Source organism: Enterobacter sp. BIDMC 30, from assembly GCF_000534355.1.
Lineage (GTDB): Bacteria > Pseudomonadota > Gammaproteobacteria > Enterobacterales > Enterobacteriaceae > Enterobacter > Enterobacter ludwigii.
The window spans coordinates 2159957-2176786 of record NZ_KI973169.1; the positions used below are offsets into that span (position 1 = coordinate 2159957).

The window sequence follows — 16830 nt, forward strand, 5'->3', positions numbered from 1 at the left end:
TCCTGAGCCTAAAACGCCTAGCCTAAAGGAATGATATCGCCTTGCCAACCCTGTCTGCCAAGAGATCCGGTCAATAGCAGTTCACCTTTGTCCGCGCGGACGATCAGCTGACCTTTTTCATCCCATAACGCGCTGCCGCCGCGCGCGTTCGCCATTAACACCGCAATGGCATATTTGTGTGCGAATCGCTGCAGGGTACTGATGGATTGCCGCCAGCGGCTATCTCCCACTGACTGGCAGCTGGTAAACAGCGTCGCCTGTGGGTCGAGATTTGGCGAATCAGCATGTGCATCGATGATCGTCAGCTGTTTATCTCCCGGGATCAGGCTTGCACCGCGACCCTGAGGGTAGCGCAGGATGCTATGGCGAGAAGGGGTAAACAGGGCAAGGCCTTTCTGACGACGGCCATTCACGTCGAGCGGAAGCCCGGCAATAATAGTGATCCGGTATAATTTCGCGGCGTTTAGCAACGGGGCCAGCTGTTTATCATGGGGAGGGGCAGGGAGCGTCGTTGTCCCTGGGCCAGTTAATGAGAGCTCCGGGAATACCAGCAAATCGCACTGCTGTCGTGCCGCTTCGGCAATGAAACGGAGATGGTGCGCGACATGTTCATCTACACTGTGGTGCAGCCCGGCATACTGGGCCGCAGCAATATTCCATTGTGACATCGTGACTTCCTTTACACAGAGTCGCAGTGATTTAAGAATACACCTAATTTAATCAGGGTTTTCTTATCCTGCCATATTCCGCGTAAGGAAGTGTAACGACTCGTTAAGCTTATTTAACTTTAGGTTCGTACGGTAAACGAGAAAGGTTAACTGAGGCGAGACGATGCGCAATTAAGCGTTCGCGAAACCAGTCGCGCAGATGAGCAGGTTGCTCACGTTCAACCACTTCAGCCACGATGGGCATGTTGTAACGCTCTTTAAATGCGACGCCAGCGGCAGCGAGATCGACATTCACTTTATCCATCTCGTCCTGAGGAAGGGCGGCCAGATTGATCTTCATTACCTTCTCCTTTTTAGACGGCGGCAACGTTACCGCGATTGCTCGACGATGACAAGCAGAGGTGGGATGTTCCTCGACTCGCTTATTATACAGAGTTATTCTTTGCCATACAGGCATAACAAAAAGGAATGATTGCGATGGGTTTATCCTCTTCCCGCGCGGCAGGCGCACTGGTCTTTTTGGCCTCCTGCGTGATGTCACCCTCCGTGCTGGCGCACGCTCACCTTAAACAACAGACTCCGGCAGCAGATAGCCTCGTGACGGCACCGCGTACGCTGACGCTGACGTTTTCAGAAGGTATTGAGCCCGGTTTTAGCGGTGTGGTGGTGACGGATGCACAAAAGCAGACCATCAGGACCGGTGCCGTTAAACGCGACGAGAAAGACAAGACGCAGCTGAATGTGCCGCTGGATCGCGAGTTGACGCCCGGAACCTACCAGGTTGACTGGCATGTGGTGTCGGTAGACGGCCACAAGACAAAAGGCAGTTATCACTTTAGCGTGAAATAGCATGCTGGCGATGTGCTACGTAGGGCTGCGCTTTCTCCATTTCGGCGCGTTAATGCTTATTTTTGGCAATGCGCTGTATAGCGTCTGGTTTGCTCCTTCCTCTCTGCAACGGCTCATGTCCCGGCGTTTTCAGTTGCAGCAGAGAATGGCGGCGTTAATCAGCCTGGTGACAGCGCTCCTGATGTTTACGCTTCAGGGCGGGTTAATGGGGAATGGCTGGGGCGATGTCGTCAACCCCGACATCTGGCATAGCGTGCTGGGGACGCAGTTTGGAAGTGTCTGGCTGTGGCAAATCATTCTCGCGGCCCTTACTGCCGGTACAGCATGGCTGGCTCCGCATAAAGGCTCACGGCTGTTACTGCTCGCCATGGGACAGTTCGTCCTGCTGGCGGGAGTGGGGCATGCAACAATGAACGAAGGCGCGGTGGGCGCATTACAGCGCCTTAATCACGCTCTTCATGTGTTATGTGCCGCAACCTGGCTTGGGGGATTACTGCCGCTGCTGTTTTGCATGCGTCTGGCGAAAGGGCAGTGGCAGCCTGCCGCAATCTACACCATGATGCGCTTCTCACGCGTGGGGCATTACGCCGTAGCAGGCGTGGTGCTTACCGGCGTTTTCAATGCGCTGTTTATCCTGGGTATCGATATTCCCTGGCAGGCCCGTTACGTGCAATTTTTGTTGTTCAAATGTGCGCTGGTGGCTTTGATGGTGGTAATTGCGCTGGCAAATCGGTATTTTCTGGTGCCACGGTTTCGTGCGCAAAGCGGGCGAGAACAACAAATATTTATCAGAATGACACAAGCAGAAGTGGTGCTGGGTGCGCTGGTGCTGGCTACAGTCAGTCTGTTCGCGACCTGGGAACCCTTCTGACAAGGTTAACTATCCTATGAAAAAGACATTACTTTCTCTCATCTTGCTGGCCTGCACGGGGAGTGCCTTGGCCGCACCACAGGTCATTACCGTCAGCCGTTTTGAAGTGGGTAAGGACAAATGGGCGTTTAATCGTGAAGAGGTGATGCTGACCTGCCGTCCGGGGCACGCCTTGTATGCGATTAACCCAAGCACGCTGGTGCAATACCCTTTAAATGATGTCGCAGAGCAGCAGGTCGCCAGCGGCAAAAGCAGTGGACAGCCAATCAGCGTTATTCAGATTGATGATCCCGCGCATCCAGGGCAGAAGATGAGCCTGGCACCGTTTATCGAGCGTGCAGACACGCTTTGTTAATCTTCGGGTTTCCAATAAAAAACCGCAGATGCTTGCGAAAGCACTGCGGTTTTTCACTTTTAATGATGCTCATACGCTTTTTTTCCGGCCGCTTTAACTGAGGACTGGAAAACCTGGCGTCGTCATCTATTCTTAAAAGGCAAGGCGACTTAGCCTGCATTAATGCCAACTTTTAGCGCACGGCTCTCTCCCAAGAGCCATTTCCCTGGACCGAATACAGGAATCGTATTCGGTCTCTTTTTATCTGATTGAAAGCAAACGATTTATTCCTTTCACCGGCTCTCTCAGAAGGGACACGTTCAGTGATCCGCCTTCAACCATATCACAAAACGGCAGGCGTAAGTCCAGCCCTTTTTGCCGGTTTTGTTAAATTTTTGTGCAGAGTTGAAGAAAGCTCTCAGCGCGCTTAAAAGCGTGATTTCACCTCAGCCTCAATGCAGTCAAGCAGTTCAAAGCGACGGCGATATTCCGCCCGTTTTTTACTGGCGATATCTTCCAGCGATTTACGCTCCATCTGTAACGGCAGTTGCCAGCAGAAAGAGGAGATTTTTTTACCGTCCAGACTCGCCCAGAATTCGTCATAGCTGGCATGGAAATGACGGCCTTTGCTCAGGCGGTAACGCAGTGCGCGGAAAACGTGTCCCTCATCACCAACAGCAAAAATTGCCCGGACGGATGAATGTGCGGCCAGCTGGAAAACCACTTCCATCAGCACGCGTTTTGGAAACAGGCCATGGCAGGCGCGGGTCGCCAGTTTAATGGCGTCATGCGAGACGTTGCGACGTGGCCCCTGAAGCCCACCAATCACCAGCACTCGCTGCCCGTTACTGCGGGCGACGCTAAACGTCAGGCTTGCGAGCACGGTATTCTCGCTGTCGCGCAACCACAGCGTGCTTTCACCTTCCCGCTCGGCTTTGCCGGCAGAGGAGGCACTCACGGTATACGTCGCGTCGTTTTTTGCCTGAAATTGCACTATCGTCTGCTCTTGCGGGCTGGTCAGCGCGTTGGCGAGGGTGATATTTTTCAGGCTATCGACCCAGTGATAATGGCTGATGATAGCGTCAGCCCGATCGCCGGCCGTCAGGCCACGCATCAGATACTGCCGATGGGTTTTACTCGGTAAGGTAATTTGAGAGGCCAGCAGACGGTCAAAATCATCACGTCCTGAGAGCGTTTCCAGCACGCGATGGGTGGAAGACCAGAACAGGAGCGAGCGCAGCAGGAACTTCAGACGATACTCGCGCTTCTGCCAGATTGGACCCGGAACGCGTTTTCCTTTCACCAGCTCGGAAATGATATTTGTGCGATGCGGATAGAACACATCGTTGTGCAGGTGCATATTAGACACGTTAAGACCTCTCGTTTAATTCATGCCTTATTCTAAAGAGTCAGCAAAAAGGGATTAATAGCGCGCGGATCTTTATTTCCATTTGGTTTACCGTTCGTTTGGCTTTGTGAATGCTGCGCGTGTCAGCTGCAATTTCTGCTGCGTCTATACTTAAGCAAGGAGGTTTTATGTATCAGCGAATCGATGGTGGGAAGTGGCGGCACGTCTGGGTTGTCAGCGACATACATGGTTGTTATCAGTGGCTCATGGATGAACTGAAACGCCGGCATTTTAATCCTTATGAGGATTTGCTTATTTCCGTAGGGGATGTAATTGACCGTGGCCCTGACAGTATTAAATGTTTACAGCTCATGAATGAAAAATGGTTTCGTGCAGTACGGGGCAACCATGAACAAATGGCTATCGACAACCTTGATAATAATGATTTTGCACTCTGGTCAATGAATGGCGGAATTTGGTTTACCCGCCTTGAGCACACACAGCAGCAGCTGGCGCTGACGTTACTTAATGCGTGTCGGGAACTGCCGCACATTATCGAGATAACCTGTGCAAACGGTTTGAATGTGATTGCTCACGCTGACTATCCCGCAGCGGAATACCGCTGGCAAAAACCCGTAAGCGCCCAGCACGTACTATGGGATCGCGACCGGCTGATGGGGTTTATGGTCGGGAAAGGGCAGGGGATCGGTGGTGCGGACCATTTCTGGTTCGGACATACGCCACTTGACCGGCGGTATGATTTTAATAACCTGCACTACATTGATACGGGCGCCGTTTTCGATGGTTACTTTACGCTGGCGCAGCTTCAGTAATAAATAACCCGCCTTCGGGCGGGTTCTCTTTAGGTCAGGCAAGACGCATGACCCAGGCATCGGATTGACTATCGTAATGCTCACGGTAAAGGACTGAGTGTTCGCCATCAAGTATTGCCGGTACGCTGGTATCGGCATCCCAGGCATCCAGTTGCATGCACAAATCCGGGTCGGATTTGCAGGGAATACTTAACGTTCGTTCGCCCTGTGCTTCGCCGCGCAATTCTGCGTCGTCGATTTCGAAAGCGCCAATACGCACGCTGGTTTTCGTCATATTGCTCTCCGGGTGTGTTATCAAAATCTGGTATGACCAGTATGGGCATCCATTTTTGATCGTAGACAAGGAGAGCAAAATCGCCAGTAAAAAAATGCGCTTTTTTCAGCCGGTGCGATCGTTACCGGTAAACAATCGCCCATCACGAACCAGCTCTCGCGGATAGCTGTTTTTCAATCGCGAGCCCACCTTTTTCGCCAGCCCTAACGGATAACCCTGATAGGTCACCACCACTTCATCATGCGATGGCGTGTTGTCCGGATATACATCACGGCCCCGGTACCACTCTTCGGCTTCCTGGTGCGTCAGGGCGAACGTATTCTCGCTGCGGGCGAGGGCGATAACAGCCTCATGCTGCCAGCGATAGCCTTTATTGTGCACTTCCGCCAGACGGATCCCGATGCGGGAAAAACGTACCTTGCCGATAAGCGGCTCAATATTTGCCGGGAAAAGCCAAATCTCTTTATCGCGAATCCAAAGATGGCATGTGTCATCCCAGGCCAGCCCGACCTTAGCGGCGGCGGTAGTGACTTGCTCCGCCTCACGCCTTTTCATGGGGGCGAAGGGGAAATTGCCGACCTTAAACGTCGGGGCTGGCAGTGGCTCAACCGCCTGCGTTTTACGCAACCGTGCGACAAAAAAACCTTCGCAGTCATAAATCTGGGGGAAAACGTGCAGAAATCCTTCAGGCGTGACGGCTTCATTGGCTGAAGCGAACAAGCCGTTTAACGGCAGGAACTCGACGGCATCAGGGTATTGCGCCTTGAGCCACAGACAGACGTCCTCGTTCTCGTCACGGTTTAAGGTGCAGGTCGAATAAACCAATGTGCCACCGGGACGCAGGGCATGGAAGGCGCTGTCGATCAGTTCGCGCTGGGTGGCGGCAATCTCAAGGTTACTCTCCACAGACCAGTTTTTTAACGCATCAGGATCTTTACGCACCACCCCTTCGCCGGAGCAGGGCGCGTCCAGCAGGATGGCATCAAACGCTTCTGGCAGGGCTGCGCCAAATACGCGGCCATCGAAGTGCGTCAGGGCAACGTTATGGATCCCGCAGCGGCTGATGTTAGCGTGCAGAACTTTAACGCGACTGGCTGAAAACTCGTTGGCGAGAATGGCCCCGCGATTCCCCATCCTGGCGGCAATCTGCGTGGTTTTGGAGCCCGGCGCGGCAGCGACATCCATGACGCGTTCCGGCGCATTATCATCCGCAAACAGGGCGGCAACCGGCAGCATCGAGCTGGCTTCCTGGATATAAAACAGACCACTCAGATGTTCTGCGGTACTGCCCAATGGCAACGACGGTTCGTCATCCCGTTCAATCCAAAAACCCTCTGCACACCATGGTACTGGCGTCAGTTGCCAGTTATACGGCGAGACCAGCGCCAGAAAATCGGCGACGCTTATTTTCAGCGTGTTGACGCGAATACTCCGGCGCAACGGCCGCTGACAGGCGGCGATAAAATCGTCTAACGAGAGGTGAGAAGGAAGCGCCTCGCGCATCTGCGCCAGGAATTGTTCAGGAAGAAATACGGAGTTTTGAGCCACGTGCACACCACAGGGAAAAGTTCAGGGGCGCAGTGTAACATAAAGGCTCCGGTGCGTTGACACCGGAGCCCTGAGATTAACGCGGCAGGGCAGTGCCCCATTCACGCCACTCTTTCGGCTCGCTTTCGAGCAGCAGGAAGTGTTTGCCCGGTTGCGCTTTCGGCGCCAGCGGCGTCCCCGGTGGTGTAGCGAAAGCAATACCGCCACGAATGAACTGGTTGAAGGTGCCGGTTTTCACCACCCCGCCCGTCAGACCGAAGTCCAGTGAATAGCCGGAGGCCAGCCAGAACACCGAGTTATTACGCACCAGGTGCTGGTAACGATCGCTGATGCGTAATGCCACCATCACGCGGTCAGAGAGCGTACCGAGCGTCAGGCCCGTCACTGTACCCACTTCAATCCCACGGAACAGCACCGGTGTGCCGATGTTCAGCGAGCCTGCTTCCGGCACTTCCACCACAATGCTCAGGCCATCCAGATAGCGAGAGTCAGTGATCGTGGCTTCCTGCAGTTCAAAGTCACGGCGAGCATTCCCCTTACCGGGTTCGACGTTGATATAAGGCTGCAGGATAGTGTCGAGGTGCTCAACGCCAGCGGCCGAAATCTGTGGCGTCACCACCGAGAAGCGGGAGCCTGAGCGGGCGAAGGTTTGAACATATTCCGGGTAGAGCACGGCGGTGGCCTGCACCTCGTTACGCGCGGTGATAAGCGTCAGCTTCTGGATCTGCCCGATATCAATACCCAGATAACGGATAGGCATCCCTTCCGCCAGCTTCCCTGCATCAAAAGCATGCAGGGTAATCTGTCCGCCAACGGCACGGGCAGCGGTTTCAGACGGGAAGAGAATACGCTTATCGCCTTTACGCAGGTTTGCACCCGCACCGCTGAGGTTATCGAAGCTGATCGCTCCGCGCAGCGCACGTGAAAGCGGGGAGGCCTGCACGGTCAGCCCGTTACCGTTAAGCTGCACTTTCGCACCACCTTCGGCCCAGAACACGCTATTCGGGGTCAGCAACTTGCGATACTCCGGTTTGATATGCAGTTCGATATCAAACGCGTCCGCATGAGGGCGTACGGCAATCACTTCCCCGACCTCAAACTTCCGGTACAGCACGACGGAGCCAGCCTGGACATCAGGAAGCGTCTCGGCGCTTAACGTCAGTGTCGTGGTTGGGAGATCGCTCATGCTGTTTTCAATCGCTTTGTCCAGGTTGGCATACAGCGGATAACTGTCGCGCACCGGGCCTTTATTGCCCGGTAAAATGCGGATCCCGCCGTTAACCCATTCGCTGGCGCTGGCACCGAGGAACTCAACGCCGTCGAGGCCAACCTTCACGTCGACGCGGCTGTTCACCACAAATTTACTGTCGCCATGGACAAGGTCGCTGTATTGCGGATCGATAGCCACCGAGAAGCTCACGCCGTTTTCAGAGAGCGTACGCTCCAGCACCTGGCCCACCTGGACGCCATGCAGAATCAGCGGCTGGCCGGCTTCGATACCGTAACTTTCAGGCGCGGTCAGTTTTACCGTTACGACGCCCGGTTTTTGAAGTAGCGCTTTATCTGCCGGCGCAACAACGAAACTGTTGCTGGGTTGACCTTCACCGGGGATCAGTTCAAACGTATTGCCGGTCAGAAGATTGCTCAGGCTGGTATCGTTCAGAGACAGTTTTGGGCTGCGCATCTCGATACGCGTTTTTTCACGCAGGAGATCAACTACGCTCGGGTCGACGGTCATCTCACCGGTCACGGAACCGCCTGGATTGAGCGTCATTTTGGTGAGCTGCCCAACCTGCAATCCCTGATACATAAGCGGTGTGGAACCCGCTTTCAGCCCTTTAGCATCGGGCAGGGCGAGTTTGACGATCACGCCGCGCTGGCTGTGCGCCAGGTCAGCATACAATCCGAAGGTATCATCTGCCGTGGCCGGGCTGGAGTTTTCCGGAGAGTCGAAGGCAACGGCTCCGTTGACCAGTGCGGCCAGGCTCTCGAGCTTTACTTTGGCACCGCTCAGGCTGAGGTCAGCATCCACGCCGGAGACGTTCCAGAAACGGCTGCCTTTTTTTACCAGGTTAGTGAAGCGGCGATCGATTAACACATCAATCGTCACGCCCTGTTTATTCGGGTTGATGGCGTAATCATAAACGCGACCTACCGGAATTTTACGGTAATAAACCAGTGAGCCACTGTTGAGGGAACCCAAATCTGGTGCCTGCAGATGGATCATCAGATCGCCGTTATTCAGTCGGTATTTGGGTTGGGTATCCAGCGCAACAAAGTGATCCTGCGGTTCACCTTTACCCGGCATCATGCCGATGTAGTTACCGCCAACCAGTGCATCCAGCCCTGAAACACCCGCCAGAGAGGCCTTAGGCGTTACCAGCCAGAACTGCGTTTCGCTGCGCAGCGCATCCTGCATATCGGACTTAATGCTGGCGCGGACCTGAATTTTATTCAGCCCTTTTCCCAGGCTGATGTCCTGAACGGTACCTACCTCAACCCCCTGGAAGCGGACAGGGGTTCGCCCGGCCACAATGCCGTCGGCAGACTGGAAGTCAATGGTGATGGTGCTTCCGCGATCTTCATAGCTCGTCCAGATAAGCCAGCCTGCAATCATCAGGGCGATGACAGGCAGCAACCAGAATGGAGAAATGCGGCGTTTTGTTTTAATTCTCGCTTCAGTCGGCGAAGCGGGCGTTTCCTGACTCATGTGCATCCCAAAGTAAGCGGCTATCCAGCCATTCCACAGCAAGAATAGTCAATATCACCGCGGAGCCGAAATAAAAAGCTGCGGGTCCCATTGTAAAAGCCAATAACTGGTCGCGATTGATCAGCGACATCATCAACGAAATCACGAACAGATCCAACATCGACCAGCGGCCAATCCAGGTGACGAATCGCAAAAGCAGAATTCGGGTACGTAAACCTTGCTCACATTTGAAGTGAATACTCAGGAGCAGGGTAAACATCACCACCACTTTGGTAAACGGCACCAGAATACTGGCGATAAACACAATTGCCGCCACCCCCACGTTGCTGTGGGCGAGGGAGATGATCCCGGAGAGGATGGTATCCTCCTGGCGCCCACCATTCACGTAAATGATGGAAATCGGCAGCATATTGGCCGGGATCAAAAAGACCAGCGAGGCAATCAGCGCGGCCCAGCATTTTTGCAGACTGTTGTTGCGCCGCAGTCTCAGGGGAATATGACACCGCGGGCAACGGCCACGTGGGTCGGGCAAGCCAGTATAGTGACACCCCAGACAGACCCGGAGACTTTCATCCGGTCGCGTGGCCGGGCGCTGAGGGTAAAAGCGCTCCCAGAGCTGTTCGACGTTCAGATGAATGAGTGTGAGGATGCTCAGCAAGACCAGACAAATAAATGCAAAGAGTCCGACCCCGGGCTGCAAGAATGCATAGTCCTGGACTTTTATGGACGCCACGCCGACGCCCACCAGGTAGATATCCAGCATGACCCACTCTTTCAGCTTGTCCAGCATCAGCAACACGGGGCGGAGATTCATCCCCAGAATGTTACCAAACCAAAGATAGGCAATGGCGGCGACCAGCACCAGCGGCGCGCCGACCGTACAGAAAAGCACCATGGCGGCAGTGAGCGGGTCGCCCTGGCGCGTCATCTGCCAGATCCCCTGCAGTACGTTGGCATCAATACGCACACCAAGCAGGTATAGCTTCAGCAGCGGTTCGCCCCAGGCAAACGGCATAAGAAGCAGCATGGTGATGGCCATCGCGGCGAGACGGGTCAGCGACCAGTCGCGTCCGTCGCGAATTTTAGCGTCGCAGCGGGGGCAAAAAGCACTTTCATGCGATTTCATCTTCGGCAACATAAAAAGCGTATCGCACTGCGGGCAACGCTGATAATGTGCACGAGGCAAAGCTTCGCTTACCGTATGGACAGTTATCTTTTTTGTCGGCGTAATTTTGGTTGTTTTTAAGGCCATCAGCTGCGCACAAATAAGTATTGTTGAACGTTATATTAACTCATGAACGGATTCATCTTGAGCATGAGCGCATTTAATGCTTATTTTAATAGGCTATGCGGTAATTTTGTAAGACAACTAAGTGATTGAATAATGAACAAAACAGAATTCTACGCGGATCTTAACCGCGATTTTAAGGCATTGATGGCGGGTGAGACCAGCTTCTTAGCCACTCTGGCAAATACTAGCGCATTGCTGTTTGAACGGCTATCAGACGTTAACTGGGCCGGCTTTTACCTTCTGGAAGGTGAAACGCTGGTGCTTGGCCCGTTCCAGGGGAAAATTGCCTGCGTGCGTATTCCCTTAGGACGTGGCGTTTGTGGTACAGCGGTCGCGACTAATCAGGTACAGCGCGTCGAAGACGTCCATGCGTTTGACGGACACATTGCCTGTGACGCAGCCAGTAATTCTGAAATCGTTCTGCCTCTGGTGGTAAAAAATCAGATTATTGGCGTTCTGGATATCGACAGCACGGTCTTCAGTCGCTTCACAACCGAGGACGAACAAGGGCTGCGCGAGCTGGTGGCGAACCTCGAAAACGTTCTCGCCGCAACCGATTATCAAAAATTCTTTGCGAGCGTAGCAGGATAATCAACGGATAACGTAGCATTTACTGATAGCGTCATTATAATGACGCCTGTTCATGCCTGCGCTTGTTGGCAACGTCCGTTGTAATCAGGAAATTTCATGGAAAATCAACCTAAGTTGAATAGCAGTAAAGAAGTTATCGCATTTCTGGCCGAGCGTTTCCCACAGTGCTTCAGTGCTGAAGGTGAAGCTCGTCCCCTGAAAGTCGGTATTTTTCAGGATCTGGTGGCACGCGTTGAGGGGGAAATGAACCTCAGCAAAACTCAGCTTCGTTCCGCCTTACGTCTTTATACTTCGAGCTGGCGTTACCTGTACGGTATCAAAGCGGGCGCGACGCGTGTTGATCTTGACGGCAACCCTTGTGGTGAGCTGGACGAGCAGCACGTTGAGCACGCACGTAAACAGCTGGAAGAAGCCAAAGCACGCGTTCAGGCACAACGTGCAGAACAGCAAGCGAAAAAACGCGAAGCCGCAGCGGCAAACGGCCAGGAAGAAGCGCCTCGTCGTGAGCGTAAACCACGCCCAGCGCCGCGTCGTAACGATAATAACGATCGCAAACCGCGTGCTGACAAACCAGCAGCTAAAGCCACGCGCGCCCCTCGTGAAGAGCCGCGCCATACGCCGGTTTCTGACATTAACGCCCTGAGCGTGGGTCAGGCACTGAAGGTGAAAGCGGGTAACAACGCAATGGACGCCACCGTACTGGAAATCACCAAAGATGGCGTTCGTGTACAGCTGACTTCTGGTATGTCAATGATTGTACGCGCAGAACACTTGTTGTTCTGAAACGGAGGCCAAGCCTGGCATGAACACTTTTTTTAAGCTCACCGCGTTGGCGGGCCTGTTTGCTATAACGGGCCATGCTTTCGCAGTGGACGATATCACGCGTGTTGATCAAATTCCGGTCCTCAAGGAAGAGACGCAGCACGCGACGGTGAGCGAGCGTGTGACCTCACGCTTCACCCGTTCGCACTATCGTCAGTTCGATCTCGATCAGGCCTTTTCGGCCAAAATCTTTGACCGCTATCTGAACTTGCTGGATTACAGCCATAACGTACTGCTCGCCAGCGATGTCGAGCAGTTCGCTAAGCGTAAATCCGGGGTGGGTGACGAGTTGCGTTCAGGCAAGCTGGATCTGTTCTACGATCTCTATAACCTGTCGCAAAAGCGCCGCTTTGAACGCTATCAGTATGCGCTGAAAGTGCTGGAACGTCCGATGGACTTCACCGGCAACGACACCTTTAATCTGGACCGCAGCAAAGCGCCCTGGCCGAAAGACGAAGCCGAGCTGAATGCGCTGTGGGATGGAAAAGTAAAATACGACGAGCTGAGCCTGAAGCTGACCGGCAAAGATGAAAAAGAGATCCGTGACACGCTGACGCGTCGTTACAAATTCGCTATTCGTCGTCTGGCTCAGACCAATAGTGAAGATGTTTTCTCACTGGCGATGACCGCTTTCGCTCACGAAATCGATCCACATACCAATTATCTCTCGCCTCGCAATACCGAACAGTTTAATACCGAAATGAGCCTGTCTCTGGAAGGTATCGGTGCGGTGCTGCAGATGGACGATGATTACACCGTGATCAACTCAATGGTCGCCGGTGGCCCGGCGTCGAAAAGCAAAGCGATAAGCGTAGGCGATCGCATTGTTGGTGTGGGTCAAACCGGACAGAACATGGTCGATGTGATCGGCTGGCGTCTGGATGATGTGGTTGCGCTGATCAAAGGTCCGAAAGGCAGCAAAGTTCGCCTTGAAATTCTGCCAGCCGGTAAAGGCACCAAAACCCGTATCGTTACCCTGACGCGTGAGCGTATCCGCCTGGAAGACCGCGCGGTGAAAATGTCGGTGAAGACCGTGGGTAAAGAGAAGGTGGGTGTTCTGGATATCCCGGGCTTCTATGTCGGGCTGACTGATGATGTAAAAGTCCAGCTGCAGAAGCTTGAAAAGCAGAACGTGAGCAGCGTCATCATCGACTTGCGCAGCAACGGTGGTGGGGCGCTGACCGAAGCGGTTTCACTGTCCGGGCTGTTTATCCCGTCTGGTCCGGTGGTTCAGGTGCGCGATAACAACGGTAAAGTACGTGAAGATGCCGACAACGATGGTGTGGTCTATTACAAAGGCCCGCTGGTGGTCTTAGTCGATCGCTTCAGTGCTTCCGCGTCTGAAATCTTTGCCGCCGCTATGCAGGACTATGGCCGTGCGCTGATTGTCGGTGAGCCGACATTTGGTAAAGGCACCGTACAGCAGTATCGTTCTCTGAATCGTATCTACGATCAGATGCTGCGTCCGGAATGGCCTGCACTGGGTTCGGTTCAGTACACCATTCAGAAATTCTATCGTGTAAACGGTGGCAGTACGCAGCGTAAAGGCGTGACGCCGGATATCATGATGCCGACAGGCACGGAAGAGACTGAAACCGGCGAGAAGTTTGAAGATAACGCATTGCCGTGGGATAGCATTAACGCCGCGACCTACGTGAAAGCGGGTGATATGACGCAGTTTGGTCCTGAACTGCTGAAAGCGCACAACGATCGCATCGCCAAAGATCCGGAATTCCAGTACATCATGAAGGACATTGCCCGTTTCAATGCCCTGAAAGATAAGCGGAATATTGTTTCTCTCAACTACGCTCAGCGTGAGAAAGAGAACAACGAAGATGATGCAACGCGTCTGGCGCGTATCAACGATCGCTTCAAGCGTGAAGGTAAGCCTCTGCTTAAGAAACTGGACGATCTGCCAAAAGATTACCAGGAGCCGGATCCTTACCTCGACGAGACGGTGCATATCGCTCTTGACCTGGCGAATCAGGAAAAGGCGAAGCCCGCCGTGCAACCCGCACCGGCAAAATAATCCCCCAACAGGCACAAGAAATTGTGCCTGTTTCTTTTTGTTCCGCATTCTCCCGTCAGGCAAATTTCCAATTGTGTAAAGTTGTGTCTTTCTGGTGACTTACGCCCGATGGATGCTTGAAAATAGCCGTAATACCCATACGATGTGGGTAATCGCATAGTGCGCTTTGTTAAACTGAGGTTAAAAGAAAATTATGATGCGAATCGCGCTCTTCCTGCTCACCAACCTTGCGGTGATGGTGGTTTTCGGGCTCGTGCTAAGCCTGACAGGAATTCAGTCGAGCAGCGTTCAGGGTCTGTTGATTATGGCGCTGCTGTTTGGTTTTGGTGGCTCATTCGTTTCGCTCCTGATGTCGAAATGGATGGCACTGAAATCGGTAGGTGGTGAAGTCATTGAGCAACCGCGTAACGATATGGAACAGTGGCTGATGAATACCGTGGCTCAGCAATCGCAGCAGGCGGGTATCGCCATGCCGCAGGTGGCCATTTACCACGCGCCAGATATTAACGCCTTTGCTACAGGTGCCCGTCGTGATGCGTCGCTGGTTGCCGTCAGCACCGGGTTGTTGCAGAACATGAGCCGTGACGAAGCCGAAGCGGTTATCGCTCACGAAATCAGCCATATCGCGAACGGCGACATGGTCACCATGACCCTGATCCAGGGCGTAGTGAACACCTTTGTTATCTTCATCTCCCGTATTCTGGCGCAGATCGCCGCAGGCTTTATGGGCGGGAACCGCGATGAAGGGGAAGAGAGCAACGGCAACCCGCTGATCTACTTCGCGGTTGCGACGGTGCTGGAGCTGGTATTCGGTATTCTGGCCAGCATCATCACCATGTGGTTCTCCCGTCACCGTGAGTTCCATGCGGATGCCGGCTCGGCGAAACTGGTTGGTCGTGAGAAGATGATTGCCGCGCTGCAGCGTCTGAAAACCAGCTATGAACCGCAGGAAGCGACCAGCATTATGGCATTCTGCATTAACGGTAAATCAAAATCGCTGAGCGAGCTGTTTATGAGTCACCCGCCGCTGGATAAACGTATCGAAGCGCTGCGCAGTGGTGAATACCTGAAGTAACGCTAAGAAGAGCAATGAGCCGGGCTGGTGATATCCGCCCGGCTTTTTTTATGCCTGTACTCTGGGCTGGGTAATGCGCAGCCCGCTGATGATGGCGGCGAGGGTGGCAAGGGCGCCTGCGGTGAAAAGTGCAACGTGGTTGCCATTTTGCCCGGCAAGATTAAACATCAGCGCGACCAGGGCCGCGCCGGTGCTTTGTCCCAGCAGACGTGCGGTGCCCAACATACCGCTGGCACCACCGCTGCGATGGCGCGGCGCTGAGGTGATGATGGTGTGGTTGTTAGGCGACTGGAACAGACCGAACCCTGCACCGCACAGGATCATGCGCCAGATGATATCCAGATCGGTGGGTGATGAGGGGAGTAGTGCGAGTGCGAACAGCCCCGTGGCCATGACGGCAAGCCCCAGCGCGCCAAGCAATCCGGCGTGGACGCGCTCAATCAAATACCCTGCCAGCGGCGCCATTACCATCGTCGCCAGTGGCCATGGCGTTAACAGCAGTCCGGTCTCGACTTCAGTACGTCCCACCACACTTTGCAGGAAGAAGGGCAGAGAGACCAGGGCCAGCATCTGAGCGCAGAATGAGCAAACAGAGGTACAAATCGAGAGAGAAAAAAGAGGAATACGCAGCAGGTCGACAGGCAATAAAGGGACAGGGAGCGCGAGCTGGCGGCGTACAAAGAAGAAGCCAATCACCAGCAACGCAATGAGCTCCGCGGCGGTAAGTAAAAGGGACTGACCTTGTGCAAAGCCGCTCAGGGCAGTAATCAGCAGGCCAAAGGTCAGGGCATTCATCACTGCGCTGATGAGGTCAAAGCGCGGCATCGTGCTTTTGGGACCGTTCGCGGGAAGATAGCGCAGAGCAAAGAAGAGGGCCACAATACCCAGCGGTACGTTAATGGCGAATAACCACTGCCAGGACGCGACAGAGAGTATGGCCGCCGCAAGGGTTGGCCCGGCCGCAGACGAGACGGCGACAATAAACGAGTTTATCCCCATACCGCGTCCCAGATGACGCTGCGGATAGATTAAGCGGATCAACGCCGTGTTGACGCTCATCAGTGCCGCCCCCCCAAAACCCTGCGCTATGCGCGCAAGCGTCAGAGTATGCAGCGAATCAGAAAGGGCACAGAAAAGAGAAGTAAAGGTGAACACCAGCAGGCCACATTGATACACCCGTCGGTAACCGAACATATCGCCCAGGAAAGAGAACGAGAGCAGTGAAACCACGATCGCTATCTGGTAGGCATTGACTATCCATATAGAACTGGCAGGGGAGGCATGCAGGTCGCTGGCAATGGTTGGCAGGGCAACGTTAGCGATTGCACCGTCAAGGACGGCCATTGAAATACCGATAACAATCGTGGCGATAGCGCCATACCGCTGGGGCAAAGGCAGGCCATCGGACAGGTTTTTTTCCATTAGGGATGAAAAGCTCAGTGTGAAATTATTCTCAGGGTAACTATTTTAGCATCGTTATTTCAGTTTTATGTCGCAGATTTGTAACGAAGTAAACGAGGATCGATTGCAGGTAACATGACGGGAATTTATAATAAAAACCGGTTCTGATTTTTATAAAACACTCTC

16 protein-coding genes are annotated in these 16830 nt (G+C 53.8%); 8 read left to right on the top strand and 8 right to left on the bottom strand.

The window, feature by feature from the left end:
* Window positions 1–17: 17 nt before the first annotated feature.
* Both L466_RS12030 and L466_RS12025 read right to left on the bottom strand, forming a co-directional pair.
* Window positions 18–668, bottom strand: coding sequence for a carbon-nitrogen hydrolase family protein (locus tag L466_RS12030; RefSeq protein WP_032680779.1), 651 nt, complete (start codon window positions 666–668; stop codon window positions 18–20).
* Window positions 669–777: 109 nt separating this feature from the next.
* Window positions 778–1008: a DNA polymerase III subunit theta gene (locus L466_RS12025; RefSeq protein ID WP_013096102.1), complete on the bottom strand. Its 231-nt coding sequence runs from the start codon at window positions 1006–1008 to the stop codon at window positions 778–780.
* A 137-nt stretch (window positions 1009–1145) separates the two neighbouring features.
* Here L466_RS12025 and yobA point away from each other — a divergent pair, with 137 nt between their 5' ends.
* From yobA to L466_RS12010, 3 genes are read left to right on the top strand one after another with little or no spacing between them, the layout of a single operon-like run.
* Window positions 1146–1517 (top strand): CopC domain-containing protein YobA, encoded by a 372-nt coding sequence (gene yobA / locus L466_RS12020; RefSeq protein WP_020883407.1) that lies wholly within the window; start codon window positions 1146–1148, stop codon window positions 1515–1517.
* A gap of 1 nt (window position 1518) precedes the next feature.
* Entirely contained in the window at window positions 1519–2388 is an 870-nt protein-coding gene (copD, locus tag L466_RS12015; RefSeq protein WP_032680780.1) for a copper homeostasis membrane protein CopD, read from the top strand.
* Between the two features lie 16 nt (window positions 2389–2404).
* Window positions 2405–2743 (top strand): YebY family protein, encoded by a 339-nt coding sequence (locus tag L466_RS12010; RefSeq protein ID WP_014170622.1) that lies wholly within the window; start codon window positions 2405–2407, stop codon window positions 2741–2743.
* Window positions 2744–3149: 406 nt separating this feature from the next.
* On the opposite strand, the gene L466_RS12005 is transcribed toward L466_RS12010, so the two are convergent.
* Window positions 3150–4091, bottom strand: coding sequence for a VirK/YbjX family protein (locus L466_RS12005; RefSeq protein ID WP_020883410.1), 942 nt, complete (start codon window positions 4089–4091; stop codon window positions 3150–3152).
* A 167-nt stretch (window positions 4092–4258) separates the two neighbouring features.
* On the opposite strand from L466_RS12005, the gene pphA reads away from it, so the two are divergent.
* Entirely contained in the window at window positions 4259–4903 is a 645-nt protein-coding gene (gene pphA, locus L466_RS12000; protein ID WP_032680781.1) for a protein-serine/threonine phosphatase, read from the top strand.
* Window positions 4904–4937: 34 nt separating this feature from the next.
* Here the strand turns inward: pphA and L466_RS11995 are convergent, their stop codons facing one another.
* The 4 genes from L466_RS11995 to yebS all read right to left on the bottom strand — a co-directional run bounded on the left by L466_RS11995 (window position 4938) and on the right by yebS (window position 10687).
* Entirely contained in the window at window positions 4938–5177 is a 240-nt protein-coding gene (locus L466_RS11995; RefSeq protein ID WP_020883412.1) for a YebV family protein, read from the bottom strand.
* A gap of 105 nt (window positions 5178–5282) precedes the next feature.
* Window positions 5283–6725: a 16S rRNA (cytosine(1407)-C(5))-methyltransferase RsmF gene (gene rsmF / locus L466_RS11990; protein ID WP_032680782.1), complete on the bottom strand. Its 1443-nt coding sequence runs from the start codon at window positions 6723–6725 to the stop codon at window positions 5283–5285.
* Between the two features lie 76 nt (window positions 6726–6801).
* Window positions 6802–9435 (bottom strand): PqiB family protein, encoded by a 2634-nt coding sequence (locus L466_RS11985; RefSeq protein ID WP_020883414.1) that lies wholly within the window; start codon window positions 9433–9435, stop codon window positions 6802–6804.
* On the bottom strand, window positions 9404–10687 hold the full coding sequence (yebS, locus tag L466_RS11980) for a membrane integrity lipid transport subunit YebS (RefSeq protein WP_020883415.1): 1284 nt from the start codon (window positions 10685–10687) through the stop codon (window positions 9404–9406). The genes L466_RS11985 and yebS overlap by 32 nt, the downstream gene beginning before the upstream one ends.
* Window positions 10688–10819: 132 nt before the next feature.
* Here yebS and L466_RS11975 point away from each other — a divergent pair, with 132 nt between their 5' ends.
* From L466_RS11975 to htpX, 4 genes are all read left to right on the top strand, one after another.
* A complete protein-coding gene (locus L466_RS11975; protein WP_032680783.1) occupies window positions 10820–11317 on the top strand; it encodes a GAF domain-containing protein in 498 nt (165 codons plus the stop codon).
* A 96-nt stretch (window positions 11318–11413) separates the two neighbouring features.
* Window positions 11414–12100 (top strand): RNA chaperone ProQ, encoded by a 687-nt coding sequence (proQ, locus tag L466_RS11970; protein WP_032680784.1) that lies wholly within the window; start codon window positions 11414–11416, stop codon window positions 12098–12100.
* 19 nt (window positions 12101–12119) lie between these two features.
* Window positions 12120–14168 carry a carboxy terminal-processing peptidase gene (gene prc / locus L466_RS11965; protein WP_020883416.1) on the top strand — a complete coding sequence of 683 codons (2049 nt, stop codon included), beginning with the start codon at window positions 12120–12122 and terminating at the stop codon, window positions 14166–14168.
* A gap of 193 nt (window positions 14169–14361) precedes the next feature.
* The gene (gene htpX, locus L466_RS11960; protein WP_014170610.1) at window positions 14362–15243 is read left to right on the top strand and encodes a protease HtpX; all 882 of its coding nucleotides are present in this window, start codon (window positions 14362–14364) and stop codon (window positions 15241–15243) included.
* A 48-nt stretch (window positions 15244–15291) separates the two neighbouring features.
* Here the strand turns inward: htpX and L466_RS11955 are convergent, their stop codons facing one another.
* Window positions 15292–16665, bottom strand: coding sequence for an MFS transporter (locus L466_RS11955; RefSeq protein WP_020883417.1), 1374 nt, complete (start codon window positions 16663–16665; stop codon window positions 15292–15294).
* Between the last annotated feature and the right edge of the window lie 165 nt (window positions 16666–16830).